Below are 16790 nucleotides of genomic sequence, written 5' to 3'. Positions count from 1 at the left end.
CCGCTCCCGTCCCTGTCAGGCCACACGGGCGAACTGGAAGTTGCGACCGGGGGCCGCCTCGAACAGCGCGCGGGTATATTCGTGCTGGGGGGCGGCGAAGATGTCGGCCGTCTTGCCGTGCTCGACCACGACGCCGTTCTGCATCACCGCGATGCGGTCACAGATCTGCGCCGCGACCCTGAGGTCGTGGGTGATGAACAGCACCGCGAGGTCGAACTTCTTCCTGACGTCGTCGAGGAGGTCGAGCACCTGCGCCTGCACCGACACGTCGAGGGCGGAGACCGCCTCGTCGGCGATGAGGATCTCCGGCTCCATGGCCAGTGCCCGGGCGATGCAGATGCGCTGGCGCTGGCCGCCGGAGAACTGGTGCGGATAGCGGTCGAGGGCGTCGGGCGACAGGCCCACGAGGTTCATCAGGTCGCGCGCCTTGGCGATGGCGTCGGCCTCGCTCTGCCCGAAGTTGATCGGCCCCTCGATGATCGAGGCCCCGACCGAGCGGCGCGGATTGAGCGAGCGGTAGGGGTCCTGGAAGACGATCTGGCAGTGCTTGCGGTGCGGACGGAGCTGGCGCTCGCGCAGGTTCGCGATGTCGATGTTGCTGACGAGGATGCCGCCGGAGGTCGGCTCGATCAGGCGGGCGATGCAGCGCGCCACCGTCGACTTGCCGGAACCCGATTCCCCGACGATGCCGAGCGTCTCGCCGCGCCGCACGCGGATCTCGACGTCGGAGGCGGCGCGCACCTCGCGCTTCTTCTGGAAGAAGCCGCCGCCGCCATAGACCTTGCACAGCTTCACCGTCTCGAGCGCCAGAGCGCCGGTACGCTCCTCGCGCACCGGAGGGGTGAGCGTCGGCACGGCGTTGATGAGCATCTTGGTGTAGGGGTGCTGCGGGCTCTTCAGCACCTCGGTGGCCGTGCCGGTCTCGACGACCTTGCCATGTTGCATGACGACGACGCGGTGGGCGATCTCGGCCACGACGCCGAAGTCGTGGGTGATGAACAGCACGCCGGTGCCGCGGCGCTCCTGCATCTCGGCCACCAGCTTCAGGATCTGCGCCTGCGTCGTCACGTCGAGCGCCGTGGTCGGCTCGTCGGCGATGAGGAGAGCAGGATCGAGCACCAGCGCCTGGGCGATCATGATGCGCTGGCGCTGGCCGCCGGACAGCTGGTGCGGATAGGCGTCGTACATCTTCTCCGGGTCGGGAAGACGCACCGATTCCATCACCGCGAGCACCTTCTCCTTGCGCTCGGTGGCGCCGAGATCGGTGTGGATGCCCAGCACCTCGTCGATCTGTTCACCACAGGTGACGACCGGATTGAGCGCGGTCATCGGCTCCTGGAAGATCATCGACATGCGGGTGCCGCGGAGCGCCCTGAGGCGGCTGCCGCTGGCCTGCAGCACGTCCTCGCCCTGGAGGAGGATCTCGCCGCCCGTGGCCTTGAGCTGGCCCTTCGGCAGAAGCCCCATCACCGCATGCGAAGAGACCGACTTGCCCGATCCGGACTCGCCGACGACGCAGACGATCTCGCCGGGATAGACGGAGAAGGAGACGTTCTCCACGGCGTTCTTGCGGTCGGCGCCCTTGGGCAGTTCGACCGTCAGGTTCTTGATATCGAGGATCGGGGCGCTCATCCGCGCTTCTCCATTTTCGGATCGAGCGTGTCGCGAAGCCCGTCGCCGAGCATGTTCACGGCGAGAACCGTGAGGGCGAGGAAGATGCCCGGATAGAGGATGTTGTGAGGGAAGATGCGGAAGAGCTGTCGCCCCTCGGCCATGATGTTGCCCCAGGTCGGCACGTCCGGCGGGATGCCGATGCCGAGGAAGGAGAGGATCGCCTCCACCAGGATCGCCGAGGCGCAGATGAAGGTGCCCTGCACGATCAGCGGCGCCGCCGTATTGGGCAGGATGTGGCGGATGATGAGCTTGATGGTCGGCGTGCCGGACATGATCGCCGCCTCGACATAGGGCTCCTCGCGCACCGACAGGACCACCGAGCGGACGAGGCGCACGACGCGCGGCACCTCCGGCACGACGATGGCGATGATGACCGAGACGAGGCCGGCGCGGGACAGCGACACCACTGCGATGGCGAGCAGGATGGCGGGAATCGCCATCAACCCGTCCATGATCCGCATGATGATGCCATCGAGCCAGCGGATGTAGCCGGCGGCCAGGCCGATGACGAGGCCGATGCCGATCGACAGGATCGCGACGGCGACGCCGATGAAGATCGACACCCGCGCGCCGTAGATGACGCGCGAGAACACGTCGCGGCCGAGCGTGTCGGTGCCCATGTAGTGCTTCACCGTCACCCGCGTGCCGTCGTCGAGGCGCATGCTGCTTTCCGCCATGGGGAAGCGGTTGCGCGCGGCGGGGTTGATGGCTGAGGGGTCGGAGGTGGCGATCAGCGGCGCGATCAGGCCGATGAAGACCATGATCAGCACGATGGAGAGGCCGATGATGACCGAGGTGTTGCGGAACAGCTTGCGCCAGACCGTCGGCTTTGCGGGCGCTGCGACGGGCGCGTCAGCGGCCGGCAGCGGTTCGAAGGAGGCGGGGGCGGTCAATAGCGGATCCTCGGATCGAAGATCGTATAGGACAGATCGACGAGCAGGTTGATCATGACGTAGACGAAGGAAAAGGCGAGAATGATCGCCTGGATGACGGGGAAGTCACGCGCGAGCACCGCGTCCACCGTCAGGCGGCCGAGGCCCGGAATCGAATAAACGCTTTCGGTGACCACGACGCCGCCGATCAGCAGCGCGACGCCGATGCCCACCACGGTGACGATGGGCACGGCGGCGTTCTTGAGCGCGTGCTGGAACAGCACCTTCACTTCCGTCTGCCCCTTGGCGCGGGCGGTGCGGATATAGTCCTCGGACAGCACTTCCAGCACGCTGGTGCGCGTCATGCGGGCGATCAGCGCGACATAGATGACGGAGAGCGTCACGGCGGGCAGCACGAGGCTGCGGAACCAGGGCCACACCCCACCGCCGATGCGCTGGTAGCCCTGGACCGGGAACCAGCCGAGCTTGATCGCGAAGACGTAGATGAGGAGATAGCCGATCACGAAGACCGGCACGGAGAAGCCGATCACCGAGAAGCCCATGACGATGCGGTCGATCCAGGTTCCCTGCTTGTAGGCGGCGATGACGCCTAGCGGAATGGCGATCATCACGGCGAGGACGATGGTCAGGAAGGCCAGCGACAGGGTCGGCTCGATGCGCTCCGAGATCAGCTCGAACACCGTCTTGCGGAAGAAGAAGCTCTCGCCGAGGTCGCCGCGCAGAAGGCCGCTGAGCCAGATGAAGAACTGCTGGAGGATGGGCTGCTCAAGACCGAGCTTGGTGCGGATGTCGAGGATCTGCTGCGTGGTGGCATTGTCGCCTGCGATGATCGCGGCGGGGTCGCCCGGCGTCAGGCGCAGCATCAGGAACACCATCACGGCGACGGTGAACAATACAGGGACGGTCGCCGCAAGGCGTCGAAGGATATACGAGAGCATTGGAAAGGGGGCCTGACTGCAATGGGAAGGTGGCGGCCGGGAGAACCCGGCCGCCAGTCGTCAATTCCTCACGCGCCGCGGCCCTTCTCGATGTTCCAGAACACCGGGGCAGGCGATTCGAGCCAGCCCGAGATGTTCTTGCGGTGGGCGCCCGGCGAGTACCACTGACCCAGATGGATGTGCGTCGGGGCTTCCGACACGCGGCGCTGGACCGCCTCGGCGATCTGCTTCTGCTCGGCCGCCGTCGCGGCGCGGGCATAGCGGGCGCGCAGCGCCTCGATCTCCGGGTCGCTCGGCCAGCCGAAGGCCGCCTTGTCGCCGGAGGCGTTGAAGAAGCCGGCCATCACCGGGTTGAGGATGTCGGCCGCCACCCACGAGGTGAGCATGGCGCTCCAGCCGCCCTGGGTCGGCGGGTCGCGCTTCACGCGGCGCGCCACGACCGTCTGCCAGTCCATGGACTGCATGTCGACGACGAAGCCGGCGCGCTCGAGCAGCGACTTGGCGACCGGGGCGAGGTTGGTGAGAACCTGCAGGTCGGTGGAGTGCAGCAGCACGACCGGCTCGCGATTGTAGCCGGCCTCCTGGAGGAGCTGGCGCGCCTTGGCGAAGTTCGATTCCAGCTTGTCTTCCATGCCGGCCATCGTCTCAAGCGGCGAGCCGCAGACGAACATGGCCTTGCAGACCTTGTAGTATTCCGGATCGCCGATGGTCGCCTTCAGGAAGTCCTCCTGGTTCAGCGCATAGAGCACCGCCTGGCGGATCTTCGGATTGTTGAACGGCGCCGTCGTGTGGTTGAAGCGCATGGTGTACTGGTTGCCCAGCACGTTCCAGTTGAACAGCTTGACGTTGTCGTCCGACTTCAGCAGCGGCAGAAGGTCATGGCTGGGCGACTCGATGATGTCGATCTCGCCGGCCTGCAGGGCGTTGATGGCCTGCTGCTGGTCGGTGATGACGCGCCACTCGACGCGGTCGACCTTGGCGACCTTGCCGCCGGCAAGGCCCGAGGCCGGCTCGGAGCGCGGCTTGTAGCCCGCGAACTTGGCATAGACGGCCTTGTCGCCCGGCTTCCACTCGTCACGCACGAACATGAACGGACCCGAGCCGATGAACTCGGTGATCTGGGTGTTCGGGTCGGTCTCGGCGACGCGCTTCGGCATCATGAAGGGCACGTTCGACGAGGGTTTGCCGAGGGCGAAGATGAGGAGGCCGGTGGCTTCCTTCAGCTTGATCTCGAAGGTCTTGGGATCCTTAGCTTCCATGGAGGCGACGAAACCCATCACGGTCTGGCCGAGCGGGTCGCGGGCGGACCAGCGGCGGATCGAGGGGATGATGTCGGCAGTCGTGACGGGCGTGTTGTCGTGCCACATCAGGCCGTCGCGCAGGGTGAACGTGTAGGTCAGCTTGTCGTCGCTGACCGTGAACTTGTCGACCATCTGCGGCTGCACCTGGCCCTTGGAATCCAGGGCGAACAGCGTGTCGTAGATCATGTAGCCGTAGTTGCGGACGATGTAGGCGGTCGTCCAGATCGGGTCGATGATGCGCAGATCCGAGTGCATCACGACGCGCAGCACGTTCGCCGAACCCTGGGCGGAGGCGCCCGTGGAACTCGCCAGCGCACTTGCGGCGGCGGCGCCGGCCATCACCGTGCGGCGGGACAATTTGACGGATTTCATGACGACTCTCCCCTGGAACTCCGCAGCCGGGCTCGACCCCTGATCGACCCCTGGCCGCGAGAAGTGCGGATCAGACGATGCTTGGTCGAGCGGTGTCAATCCCGTTGCGCAGGCAACTGCCGCGCAAAAACCAAGCAGACGGCTGCGACTTAGGCGCGCGTGTGCGACATCGGGACGCGTGCGAACGGGCGCTCGGATTCAAAGGCCCGCATGGCCCTGAGAACGAGGGCCTCCTGGCGCTTCCAGCCGACGATCTGCAGGCCGATGGGAAGGCCGTCCGCGTCGAGGCCGCAGGGCACGGTGCCAGCCGGCTGCTGGGTCACGTTGAAGGGCGGCGTGTAGGGGCACCAGTCGGTCCACAACGGTCCCCACTCGGACTGCCCGGCGAATCCCGAAGGCGGCAGGTCGGCCCCGAGCGGAATGGCGCCGGTGGGCATGGTCGGCGTGATCAGCAGGTCGTAGCGGTCGAAGAACTCGGCCATGGCGATGACGGTCTTCGTGCGCCGATAGAGCAGGGCGTCGATCAGTTGGGCCGCCGTGAACAGGGAGCCGGTCTCGGCGCAGCCGACGAGACCGGGATCCATCGTCTTGCGCTGCTCGGCGTCATAGGGAGAGAGCGCCAAGGCTGCGCCGGCGTTCCAGATGTCCCAGGCGATGGGGGTGGGGTCCTCGATCGGCGGATCGACCTCCTCGACGATGGCGCCCATGGCGGCGAAGGTCGCCGCCGCAGCCGCCACCGCTTTCTCCACCTGCGGGTCGAGCTTCTTCACGAAGCCGAGGCGCGGCGAATAGGCGATCCTGAGACGCCGCACGCCGTCGTCGAGCCCGACGCGATAGTCGGGGGCCGGTGTGTTCCAGGCCATCGGGTCGCGGGCATCCGGTCCCGACAGGATGGTGAGGAGGGCGGCGACCTCGCGCACGTCGCGGGCGATGGGCCCGAGATGGGCGAGTTCGCCCATCACCGAGATCGGGTAGGCCGGCACGCGGCCATAAGTGGCCTTGATGCCGGCGACACCGCAGAAGGCGGCCGGGATGCGGATGGAGCCGAGGCCGTCCGAGCCGAGATGGAAGCGGCCGATGCCGAGCGCGGCCGCGGCAGCGCCGCCGGAGGTCGATCCGCCGGCCGTGCGCTCCCTGTTCCACGGGTTGCGGGTGTGGCCGGTCAGCGGCGAGGTCGACAAGCCGATCCAGCCGAACTCCGGCATGGTTGTGAGACCGAGAATGACGAGGCCCGCCTCCCTGCAGCGGGCGGTAACCGGCGCGTCGAAGCTCATCGGCGTGGTCGGGACGACCTTCGATCCCTTCATCGACGGCCAGCCGGCGACGGCCATGTTGTCCTTCACCGTGACGCCGACGCCGTCGAAGGGGCTGAGCGGCTCTCCCTTCGCCCAGCGAGCCTCCGATTGGCGGGCCCAGCCGAGCGTCCGCTCGCGATCGATCAGCGAGAAGGCGTTGATGCTGGACTGGCTCGCCTCCGCCCGGTCGAGCGCGTCCCTGGCGACCTCGACGGGCGACAGGGTCCGACGCCGGAAGGCGTCCCCCAGCGCGAAGGCGTCGAGTTCGGAGATGGCGGTCGAATAGATGGTCATGAAACGGGGCTCCCGCGACGCAGCATGCAACGGCGACGTGCCCCAATGATAGGGGGCAAGGCGGGCGACGGTCATGCGGGCCGGCGGCGCCTGCGCCTCAGCGCCTTGATCTCGGCGATGCGTTCGGTGTCCTCCACCTGGAGGTAGCGGCCCCGCTCCATGATCTCGAGCGTGTACTCCTCATAGGTCAGGCCGAGCCGGTCGGCCTTCTCCATGCGGAACCGCATGACATCCGCCGACACGCTCTTCCAGGCCGCCTTGTGGGCGCGCTTCCAGTGCAGGAACATGTGAGGGTCGCCCTTGCCCCAGGGCGGTCCGTCATAGTCGTCGAGCGGCGGTCCGCCATTGTGCCGTGCAGCCGACGGGGCGGAGGTCGCCGGGGCCGGCTTGCCCCGCGTTCCGATCAGCATTGGCCTCGCCCTGCGGCGCATGGGTGCAGCGTCTTTCCTGTTTGATGGAATTACGCTCCACTATCATGGAAAAAATGGCAAGCCAAAACCGATGCCGCATTGGCATATCGATATTGCGGCGGTCCTATCGGTCCATGAGGGCTGGCAGGATGGTCATCAGGCCCGGGAAGGCCATGGCGATGGCGAGACCAATTCCCTGCAGGATCCAGAATGGCATGATCCCGCGATAGACGACGCCCATGGAGAGGTGCGGCGGCAGGGTGCCCTTCATGTAGAAGAGCGTGTAGCCGAAGGGGGGCGAGATATACCCCATCTGGATGGTGATGGCGTAGAGCACGCCGAACCAGATCTCGTCGAAGCCGAGGAATTTCACCACCGGAATGAAGACCGGGACGGTCAGCAGGATGATGCCGATCTCGTCCAGCACTGTGCCGAGGAAGATCAGGATCGCCATCATCACCAGCAGGATCACGATAGGGGCGACGTCCATCGACTTGATCAGGCCGAGCAGCGTATCCGCGCCGCCGAGGCCGGTGAAGATAGCGACATAGGCCTTGGCGCCGATGGTGATCCACAGGATCATCGCGGTCGCCTTGGCGGTGTCGATGGCGGAGGAGACGAGAGCCTCCTGCGTCAGCCGTTTCTCCATCGCCGCGGCGATGAGGGCGCCGAGGACGCCCACGGCGGCCGCTTCCGTCGGTGTGGCGACGCCGAAGAAGATGGAGCCGAGGATCATCACGATGATGAGGGTCGGCAGGATGAGCGAGGTAAGGGCCGCGAGCTTCTCGGCGAGCGGCACGTCGCCGGTGTCGTCCGAAAGCGGGGCCATCTCGGGCTTCAGCCACGAGATCACGACGATATAGCCGATGTAGAGCGTCGCCAGGATGAGGCCCGGCACGATGCCGGCCATCAGCATCTTGCCGATCGAGACCTGCGCCGTGATCGCATAGACGATGATCAGCACCGACGGCGGAATGAGGATGCCGAGCGTTCCGGCCGCGCAGATCGTGCCGGTGGCGAGTTCCGGCGAATAGCGTCGCCGCAGCATCTCGGGCAGGGCCAGCAGGCCCATGGCGGTGACAGCCGCGCCGACCACGCCCGTCATCGCCGCCATGATGACGCAGATCACCACCGTGCCGATGGCGAGGCCGCCGCGCAGCCGTCCGAACCACAGCTCCATGGCGCGGTAAAGCTTCTCGATGATCCCCGATCGCGACAGCAGCGCCGCCATCAGGATGTAGAGCGGGATGCCGAGCAGCGCCTCCGACTTCATCGTGTCGAAGATCTGCAGGACGAGGATGACCACCGCCTGCGGGTTCCACAGCGTGACCGTGATGACCAGCGACAGCCCGCCGAGGACGAAGGCGATGGGCAGGCCCGTCATCATGAACAGCGTCAGCCCGCCGAACATGATGACGAGGATGGCGGTGGAGGAGAGGGCCGGCGTCATGACGCGACCGCTTCAAGGCTGGGGTCGCGGAACAGCAACCGGAGGAATTCGGCCATCGCCTGGGCGAGCATGAGGGCGAGAGCCAGCGGCACCGCTGCCTTGGCCCACCAGATCGGCGGGTTCCAGGCGGAGAAGGACGTCTCGCCGTAGTTCCACGAGTCGATCGCCAGCGGCAGCGAGTACCAGAGCAGGATGCCGGCAAAGACGATGATGATCGGCATGTTGACGAGGTCCACCAGCCGGCCGGCGGCCGGCGACAGGCGCTGGCGGACGATGTCCATGGCCACGTGCCCCTTGAGGTGCAGGACATAGGGGCCGGCGAGCAGGAAATAGGGGCCGAAGATCAGGACCGCGAGCTCCATCGCCCAGACCGTCGGCTTGTTGAAGACATAGCGCATGGCCACGTCGATCAGCATCACCGGCACGATGGCGTAGATGGAGAGCGCGGCGAGGTGGAACGCCGCCCGGTTCAGCGCGGTGACGGCGCGCGTGAAGGCGCTGATGATCGGCGGCACGTCCTGCTCCTCGGGACTACGCGCTGGGGAGGGCAGCCGGACGCGGGGCGCCCGGCCGCCATGTGTGCGTCAGGCGAGGACGCCGAGCTTCTTCATGAAGTCGATCTGGCTCGTCAGGATCTTCTTCGCCAGCGCGTTGTCCTTGGTCGCCGCCTGCCAGGCCGCGACAGCCTTGGGGCGATTGGCGAGGATGTCGGCGCCGTCCAGCGTGTGGATGGTGCAGCCCTTGGCCTTGTACTTGTCGAGCACAAGAACGTCCTGCACGAGGATGTGCTGGCGCAGGCTGGTCGAGATCTCGCGCGCCGCCACCGTCAGCGCCGCCTTGAACTCGGCCGGCAGGGCGTCGTGGGCGCGCCGGTTGGCGACATAGCTCGTCGCCGTGGTCGGCTGGTGGACACCCGGCAGCACGACGTGCTTGGCGACCTCGGCGAGGCCCGCCTCGAAGTTCGCGGTCAGGTCACCGCGGTCGGCGATGTCGATGACGCCCTTGTCGAGCGCCGAATAGACCTCGCCCGTCGGCAGCGGCGAGACCGAGACGCCGAAGGCGGCCATGACGGCGGAGGCGAGGCCGACGAAGCGGCCCTTCTTGCCGGCGAGATCGGCGATCTTGGTGATCGCCACCTTCGAATGGATCGGCTCCTGGCCGTAGATGGTCGGCGCGATATAGACGAGGCCGGCGGGCGCATAGGCCTCGCGGGCCATCTCCAGTCCGCCCATCTCGTAGAACCAGGCCTCGTACTGGTCGGACTCGGGGAAGCCGAAGGGGATGGTCGAGGTGAAGGCGAAGGCCGGGATCTTGCCGGCCTCGTAGCCGTCGAAGGTCTTCATCATCTCGAAGGCGCCGCCGCGGACCGCGTCGAAGGCCTGCGCTGCCGGGACGATCTGGCCGCCGGCGAAGAGGTCGATGGTGAACTTGCCGCCGGTCAGCTCGCCGACGCGCTTGACGAAGCGCTCCTCGAACTTCTGCGGGGTCGTGCCCGGGTCCCACAGCGCCTGCATGCGCCACTTCACCTGGCTCTGCGCCAGGGCGGGAGCGGCGAGGCCGGTGGCGGCGGCGGCGACGGCCGCGCCCTTGAGTACGATGCGTCGATCGAGTGTCATGTCTTCCTCCAGGATTGTTGTCGTTTTGGACGGATGCGTGCGCCGAGGCACGCCCCGCATGCGCTGGTCAGCCCTGACGGAGCCGCGCCAGAATCTCCTTCGCGCGGTCGGTCCGCACGTCGTGGGCGGCGGCGAGTTCCGCCGCCACTGTCTCGATCTCCGCACCGGTGGCCCCCGCCACGATGGCGATGTTGCGGGCGTGCAGCGCCATGTGGCCGCGCTGGATGCCTTCGGTGGCCAGCGCCCTCAGCGCCGCCATGTTCTGGGCGAGTCCGACCGCCACCGTCACCTCGGCCAGTTCCTGGGCCGACTGGACGCCGAGAATCTTGAGCGAGAGCTGGGCGAGCGGATGGGTCTTGGTCGCGCCGCCGACGAGGCCGAGCGCCATCGGCATTTCCAGCGTGCCGACGAGGCGGCCGTCGGTGGAGAGTTCCCACGTCGAGAGCGAGGTGTAGCGCCCGGACCGCGCCGCATAGGCATGGGCGCCCGCTTCGATGGCGCGCCAGTCGTTGCCGGTGGCGACGACGACCGGGTCGATGCCGTTCATGATGCCCTTGTTGTGGGTCGTCGCGCGGTAGGGGTCGACCGCCGCGAAGGTGTAGGCGTCGAGGATGCCGTCGATCATACGCTGGCCGGAGAATTCGGCCGTTTCGAGCGCCTCTGGCGTGAGGCTGACGCGGGCGCGGGCGATGCGCAGGTCGGCGAGGTTGGAGAGGATGCGCAGGCGCACCGTCCCGCCGGTCACCCGCTCGGCGATGGGGGCGACCGTCTCCGCCATGGTGTTGACGGTGTTGGCGCCCATGGCGTCGCGCACATCGACCAGCAGGTGCATGACGACGATGGCGCCGCGCGGGGTGTTCGGAAAGACGTGGACCTCGATGTCGCGGCAGCCGCCGCCGAGCGAGATGAGTACCTTGTCCTTGGCGTTTGCCGCCGCGACGATCTCGTCGCGCGCGCCGAGCAGCCGCAGCCGCGCGCCGTAGGGATCGGTCAGGCCGACGATCTGCACCTGCGCGCGCATGATCGGCAGGGTCGACGAGGTCTCGAAGCCGCCGCAGCCGCGGGCGATGCGCGCCATGTAGGAGGCGGCGGCGACGACGGAGGGTTCCTCCACCGCCATCGGCACGAGATAGTCGCGGCCGTTGATCTGGAAATTGGTGGCAACGCCGAAGGGCAGCTCAAATGTACCGACGACGTTCTCGATCATGCCGTTGGCGCGGGTCAGCGGTAGGGCGCCGGGCGACGACAGCAGCGCCTGCTCGGCCTCGGTGAGACCCACCGCGCCGGAGAGCATGGCGATCCGCTCGGTCGGCTCGAGGTTGCGGTAGTTCGCAAGACGCGAATTGACGGCGTTGCGACGCGACGTGTCGGCAGTCATCGGCAGTTTCCTCACATGGTGGCCGCGCTGTCGGGCCACGCTTGATTTTCATGTGAGTTTGGCCAGTCTGCGCCATCCCACAAGGTACAGTTCGGCGTATCGTCCGCCAAACTGTGCCATTCATTCGACTGGTACGATTTGCGATGCGCACGACACGTTCGGAACAGATCGCCGCGATCATTCTCAAGCTGATCGAGCAGGGACACCTGCCGCCCGGCCGGCGGATCGCCTCCGTGCGCGCCGCCGCGCAGGAATATGGCGTGTCCAAGAACACCGTCGTGGAGGCCTACGACCGGCTGGTCGCCTCCGGGGCGCTGGAGCCGCGGGCCGGCTCCGGCTTCTACGTGGCGGTGCCGCGCCGGCGCGGCGTCGAAGTGCGGCCGGCCCATGTCGCCGCCGCCATCGACCATCTCTCGCTGCTGCGCGAACAGCTCGACCAGCACCATGCCGTCCGCGTCGGCGACGGCCGGCCGCCGCCGAGCTGGATGGAGGGGTCGGAACTGCGCCGGTTCCTGCGACCGCGCAGCGGCCTTGGCGGCGGCGAGATGGAACACGGTTACGGCGCGCCGCAGGGGTTTGCGCCGCTGCGCGAACGCATCGCCCATCTGCTCATCGAGCGCTCGATCCCGGCGACCTCGGCGGAAGTGCTCATGACTTTCGGTGCCAATCATGGGCTCGACCTCATCGTCCGCCACTTCCTCGAGCCGGGGGACGCGGTCTTCGTCGACAGTCCCGGCTACTATCCCCTTTTCGGCAAGCTGCGCCTGATGGGCGCGACCCTGGTGCCGATCCTCCGGACGGCCGAGGGGCCGGACCTCGACGATTTCGAGGCCAAGGCGGTCCAGCACCGGCCGAAGCTCTTCTTCACCCAGGCACTGGCCCACAACCCGACCGGCACGTCCATGGGGCTCGCAAGCCTCCACCGCCTGCTGCAGGCCGCCGAGCGGCACGGCATGATGGTGGTGGAGGACGATCCTTTCGCCGACATCCTGCCGCCGATGACGCCGCGCCTCGCCGCCCTCGATCATCTCGACCGGGTGCTCTATGTCGGCACCTTCTCCAAGACGCTCTCGGCCAGCCTGCGCGCCGGCTACATCGCCGGGCACCGCGACATCATCCGCTCACTCACCGACGTGAAGATGCTGACCGTGGTCAACAGTTCCGGCTACGTCGAGCGGCTGATCCACGACCTCATGGCCGAGGGGCACTACCGCCACCATCTCCGGCGGCTGAGGGATCGCGTGGCGCGCGCGAGCGAAGCGGCCTCCGACAATCTCGGACGATTGGGGCTGACCGGGTTCAGCCCGCCATCGGGGGGTTACTATCTCTGGTGTCCCCTGCCGGACGGTTTCGACGACATGGAGCTGACCCGCCGCGCGGCGTCGGCCGGCATCTTCATGGCGCCGAGTTCGATCTTCACGCTGGACAGGGTCGGTTACCGGCCGGCGATCCGCGTCAATGTCGCCTATGCCGACGATCCGCGCTTCCTCGACTTCATGCGCGGGGAACTCGGCTGACGCCAACGTAGAGATGACGCGTCCGTCACCGGTGGTGGTGCGGGTTGAAAAGCTGTATCCGGGTAGCCCCCGGCACAATTCATCCATGACGCAGAGGTTCGCGTGACGCAGCCTGACAACTGGGGCAGCCTTGCCCGCATCGGCCTTTTCATCGTCTCGCGCGAGGTCGTGCCGGAGGCTGAATGGTGGGCGATGTGCCCACCGGGCGTGTCGATGCACGCCGCACGGGTCGCGGCCCCGGCGCCCTGGGCCATCTGGCGGGACGACCGCAGCGGGGTCGAGCTTGCGCCGGACATGGTCCGCGGCTGTCAGGCGTTCAACGCGATCGCGCCCGATGTGGTGGTCCTCGCCCATTCCTCCAGCAGCTTCGTCGGCGGTCCGGACTGGGACGAGGCCGTCATCGGCGCCATGGCGGATCAGCTTGCGCCGGAAACGACGGCCACGACCAACGGGCTCGACACGCGGCTCGCGCTCGCCCGCCTCGGCGTCTCGCGGCCGTTTCTGATGATGCCGGCCTGGATGAACGACAGGCTGATCGAGAGCGCCGTGAGCTACTATGCCGCCTTCGGCATCACCATTCCGGCGGCGTCGCGCTACGTCCCGCCGCCGCCCTGGCGGGATATCGCCCCGCAGCATCTCTATGAGCGCGGCATGGCGACGGCGCAGGAGACGGACCTGCTGCTCGAGCAGGTCTGCCGCGAGTGCCCGCCGGAAGCGGACAGCGTTCTGCTGGCCGGCACCGGCTTCCGCTGCACGGCGATCATCGAGGCGCTCGAGGCAAGGCTCGGCCGGCCTGTCGTCGCGGCGAACCAGGCCAGCCTCTGGCGGGCGCTGGATGTCGCAGGGGTCAGGGTGCCCATTGCGGGCTACGGCCGGCTGCTTGCCGGCTGAACGGCCCCGGCGCGAACTCGACGCTGGCGGTCATTGGCCCGGACGCTCGACGCCCCAGACGGGACGGCGCTGCAAGTAGCGCTGCATCATGCGCGGCGCGATGATCCAGGCGAGGGGCGCAGCGAGCATGAAGCTCACGACGATTGCGTAGGGCAGGAGGGTTTCCATCTCCGCCCGCATCGGGGTGGCGAGCACGAGAAGAGCGCCGACGCCGAACAGGACGCCCTGGACGACCATGAAGATCAGCGCTGTGACGGCAAGACGGGTTTTCATCGTGGGGTTCCTTTTCAACGACTGCAGACACAACGCGCCAGGCCGTCGATAGTTCAGAGACCCGTGGTCGAATGGCCCGGATGACGCCGGTCAGCTGTCCTTCTCGCCCGACATCCATGACGCGATGACGGCCAACGCCACCGCTCCTGCGACGGTTACGGCTAGACCCTCGCGTCCCTCGAACGCATGCCCCAGGCGTTCCAGCAGCGATGCAGGGCGCCGCCGCCACGGGGCCCACCAGCGACGCGGCTCGGGCTGGAGCATACTGGTGAGGGCCGGCAGGGCCGACTCGACGAGACGCGGCACCTCGCGCCGGATGCTGTCCGCACGGCTGCGCAACCCGGGCTGGTAGTCGTCCCAAGTCGAGCGGGCGTCGCTCGCTGCCTGACGCGCGGTTCGCCCGACGGCCGAGGCCAGGGCGCCCGCGGCCTCGCCGGTCGAGAGTTCCGCCTTGTTCTCGACGGCGCTCGCCGCCCTGGCCACCGATCGGGTTCCGCGCGCCACGGCGCGTCCGGCCAGCATGAGCAGCGCGCCCACCAGTCCGATACCACCGGTGGCGAGCGACGTGCCGATCCGGCCGGCCCGGACCGAGGTCAGGGTGCGTACGGTCATGCTGGCGGCAGAGGAGGCGAGAGCGATCTTGGCGAGTTCATTGCCAGGGGCCGGTCGGCGCGCCCTCATCCTTGCGACGAGCAGGACGATGCCGGCGAGGCCGAGGAACGCGCCGCCGATCATCAGCGCGGCGATTTCCGGGTCATACCACCGCGACAGGACCACGTGACCGGCGACCACGCAGAACAGCAGGCCGATGAGGCCCAGAAGCGCCGCAACCGCATAAAGCGTCACCTGCACGGTCCAGGCGGAAAAGACGTTGCGGGCATAGATGGTCGCGGCGGCAAACATTCAGGCAGGCTCCGTGGCGGCAGTCGTGGAAGCGCGTCGGCTCAGCGCGTCAGGCCGAAGATGAAGCCGACCGTCGCCGCGATCGCCAGCGCGTGATACGGCTTGCGGCGGATTTCGGCGGCGACCAGTTCCTGCAGTTCGCTAGCTTTTTCCTTGGCGGTATCCGCCATCACCTCGGTGTCGATGCCGGCCGATTTGAAGCCGGACACGATCTGCTCCTTGGTCGGAAGAACCGTTTCGTTGCTGCCGTTACCGGCGGCGGAACGCGCATCACGGGTGGTCTCGGTCTGGGCGGCCATGATGATCTCCTGTGTCGATGGACGTGGCGGGATGGCAACGCCAGCCCGTCCCGATTGTTCCCGCCGGGGCGGCTCCAACGGGGTTCAGGCCGCCGGTCTGAGAGACGGCTGCGGCGGGTGTTCGGGTGCGTCCGTCTCGGGCGCGCGCAAGGCCCGGTAGCTCGACATGACCTCCCCCATCACGATCGCGATCAGCAGGAGAGGTGTCGAGAGAATCGCCCCCACCGGACCCCACAGCCAGAGCCAGAATGCGAAGGACAGGAACACCATGAAGGGCGATGTGGTGAGGCGTCGGCCGATGAGGCTGGGGGGGACGATGTTGCCCTCCACGACATTCAGGGCGAGGTAGACGGCGGCGGGCCAGACAGCCTGGGCAAGGCTCGCATCCGAGACGAGGCCTGCGCCGAAAATCAGCGCCGTGGCGATGGCGGGGCCGACGAACGGCACGAAGTTGAGGATGAAGGCGAGCGCGCCCCAGAACGGCGGGTAGGGGAGGCCCGCGGCCCAGGCGAGCCCCGTGACGAACAGGCCGACGAGCAGGTTGATCACAGTGACCACGCCGAAATAGGCGGCGATGCGGGCCTCGAGTTCCTGAAGGAACGTATCGGCCATCTGCCTGACATCGCGGCCGAGGCACATTCGCAGGAGGCTCGCCTTCAGCCTGCGCCGGCCGGCGAGGTAGAAATAGACACTGGCGACGAAGATCAGCATCCCGCCGGCGGCGCTGGTGGATGTGGCTGCGATGGTGACGAGCGGCGCCAGCGGATCGGCGGTCGCCGCCGCCTGCGCGGCAGGTGCCGATGTGCCCGGCTGTGACCCGCGAACCGCGTCGGCGAGATCGAGCAGGCCGTCCAGCTTGGACCGGAGCGTCGCGATGATGGACGGCAGCTGGTCGATGCCCATGGCGAGCGGCGCCGCCAGCACGACGATGATCCCGATCAGGGCGCTCGCCATCGTGACGACGACGAGCGCGGCGGCGAGCGGCGCGGGGAGCCCGCGTCGTACGAGGCGATCGGTGACGGGTCCGAGGACGATCCCGAGCACCATGCCGGCCGTCACGGGCAGGGCGATGGGTCGGGCGATCGACAGGGCCGCTGTCGCGAGAATGAGAAATATCCCGAGCGTCGCATAGCGCTGGATCGGGTCGTGGTCGCCCAGGTCGAAGATGTCGGGGAGGTCTTGTCCGGGCGGTTCGGGCTCGGCTTCGGACGCGAGCCAGCGCAGATAGTCCTTCATGGCTGCGCCTCCCGTTCCGTGGCCGAGCGGCAGGACAACCACGAAGTCTG

General features: G+C 67.6%; 16 protein-coding genes. 2 read left to right on the top strand and 14 right to left on the bottom strand.

Translation table 11 applies throughout. The features are described from left to right. Positions 1–15: 15 nt before the first annotated feature. The 10 genes from ACJ4V0_RS04055 to ACJ4V0_RS04010 form a co-directional block, all read right to left on the bottom strand. A complete protein-coding gene (locus ACJ4V0_RS04055) occupies positions 16–1632 on the bottom strand; it encodes an ABC transporter ATP-binding protein (RefSeq protein WP_448298274.1) in 1617 nt (538 codons plus the stop codon). Then, complete coding sequence (locus ACJ4V0_RS04050; protein WP_448298273.1) at positions 1629–2567, bottom strand: ABC transporter permease; 939 nt, start codon at positions 2565–2567, stop codon at positions 1629–1631. Before ACJ4V0_RS04050 ends, ACJ4V0_RS04055 begins: the two co-directional genes overlap by 4 nt. Next, positions 2564–3505, bottom strand: coding sequence for an ABC transporter permease (locus ACJ4V0_RS04045; RefSeq protein WP_448298272.1), 942 nt, complete (start codon positions 3503–3505; stop codon positions 2564–2566). The genes ACJ4V0_RS04050 and ACJ4V0_RS04045 overlap by 4 nt, the downstream gene beginning before the upstream one ends. A 68-nt stretch (positions 3506–3573) precedes the next feature. Continuing rightward, positions 3574–5178, bottom strand: coding sequence for an ABC transporter substrate-binding protein (locus ACJ4V0_RS04040; protein WP_448298271.1), 1605 nt, complete (start codon positions 5176–5178; stop codon positions 3574–3576). A gap of 149 nt (positions 5179–5327) precedes the next feature. After that, a complete protein-coding gene (locus ACJ4V0_RS04035; RefSeq protein WP_448298270.1) occupies positions 5328–6767 on the bottom strand; it encodes an amidase in 1440 nt (479 codons plus the stop codon). A 71-nt stretch (positions 6768–6838) separates the two neighbouring features. Continuing rightward, on the bottom strand, positions 6839–7177 hold the full coding sequence (locus ACJ4V0_RS04030) for a hypothetical protein (RefSeq protein WP_448298269.1): 339 nt from the start codon (positions 7175–7177) through the stop codon (positions 6839–6841). 124 nt (positions 7178–7301) lie between these two features. Further along, positions 7302–8627 (bottom strand): TRAP transporter large permease, encoded by a 1326-nt coding sequence (locus ACJ4V0_RS04025; RefSeq protein WP_448298268.1) that lies wholly within the window; start codon positions 8625–8627, stop codon positions 7302–7304. Then, a complete protein-coding gene (locus tag ACJ4V0_RS04020) occupies positions 8624–9142 on the bottom strand; it encodes a TRAP transporter small permease subunit (RefSeq protein ID WP_448298267.1) in 519 nt (172 codons plus the stop codon). The genes ACJ4V0_RS04025 and ACJ4V0_RS04020 overlap by 4 nt, the downstream gene beginning before the upstream one ends. 69 nt (positions 9143–9211) lie before the next feature. Beyond that, the gene (gene dctP, locus ACJ4V0_RS04015) at positions 9212–10243 is read right to left on the bottom strand and encodes a TRAP transporter substrate-binding protein DctP (RefSeq protein WP_448298266.1); all 1032 of its coding nucleotides are present in this window, start codon (positions 10241–10243) and stop codon (positions 9212–9214) included. A 67-nt stretch (positions 10244–10310) separates the two neighbouring features. Next, the gene (locus ACJ4V0_RS04010) at positions 10311–11621 is read right to left on the bottom strand and encodes a hydroxymethylglutaryl-CoA reductase (RefSeq protein WP_448298265.1); all 1311 of its coding nucleotides are present in this window, start codon (positions 11619–11621) and stop codon (positions 10311–10313) included. Positions 11622–11764: 143 nt separating this feature from the next. On the opposite strand from ACJ4V0_RS04010, the gene ACJ4V0_RS04005 reads away from it, so the two are divergent. Both ACJ4V0_RS04005 and ACJ4V0_RS04000 read left to right on the top strand, forming a co-directional pair. Beyond that, on the top strand, positions 11765–13138 hold the full coding sequence (locus tag ACJ4V0_RS04005; RefSeq protein ID WP_448298264.1) for an aminotransferase-like domain-containing protein: 1374 nt from the start codon (positions 11765–11767) through the stop codon (positions 13136–13138). Positions 13139–13240: 102 nt separating this feature from the next. Next, the gene (locus ACJ4V0_RS04000) at positions 13241–14029 is read left to right on the top strand and encodes a maleate cis-trans isomerase family protein (protein ID WP_448298263.1); all 789 of its coding nucleotides are present in this window, start codon (positions 13241–13243) and stop codon (positions 14027–14029) included. Between the two features lie 30 nt (positions 14030–14059). Here the strand turns inward: ACJ4V0_RS04000 and ACJ4V0_RS03995 are convergent, their stop codons facing one another. The 4 genes from ACJ4V0_RS03995 to ACJ4V0_RS03980 form a co-directional block, all read right to left on the bottom strand. Next, positions 14060–14302 carry a hypothetical protein gene (locus tag ACJ4V0_RS03995; RefSeq protein WP_448298262.1) on the bottom strand — a complete coding sequence of 81 codons (243 nt, stop codon included), beginning with the start codon at positions 14300–14302 and terminating at the stop codon, positions 14060–14062. 90 nt (positions 14303–14392) lie between these two features. Beyond that, the gene (locus tag ACJ4V0_RS03990; protein ID WP_448298261.1) at positions 14393–15205 is read right to left on the bottom strand and encodes a hypothetical protein; all 813 of its coding nucleotides are present in this window, start codon (positions 15203–15205) and stop codon (positions 14393–14395) included. Positions 15206–15246: 41 nt separating this feature from the next. After that, positions 15247–15504 carry a hypothetical protein gene (locus ACJ4V0_RS03985; RefSeq protein WP_448298260.1) on the bottom strand — a complete coding sequence of 86 codons (258 nt, stop codon included), beginning with the start codon at positions 15502–15504 and terminating at the stop codon, positions 15247–15249. 84 nt (positions 15505–15588) lie between these two features. Continuing rightward, the gene (locus ACJ4V0_RS03980; protein WP_448298259.1) at positions 15589–16740 is read right to left on the bottom strand and encodes an AI-2E family transporter; all 1152 of its coding nucleotides are present in this window, start codon (positions 16738–16740) and stop codon (positions 15589–15591) included. Positions 16741–16790 lie beyond the last annotated feature (50 nt).

It is taken from the genome of Phreatobacter aquiterrae (assembly GCF_053471285.1).
Note: the sequence above shows the minus strand (reverse complement) of the source record. Positions and strands in the feature narration are given on the sequence as shown.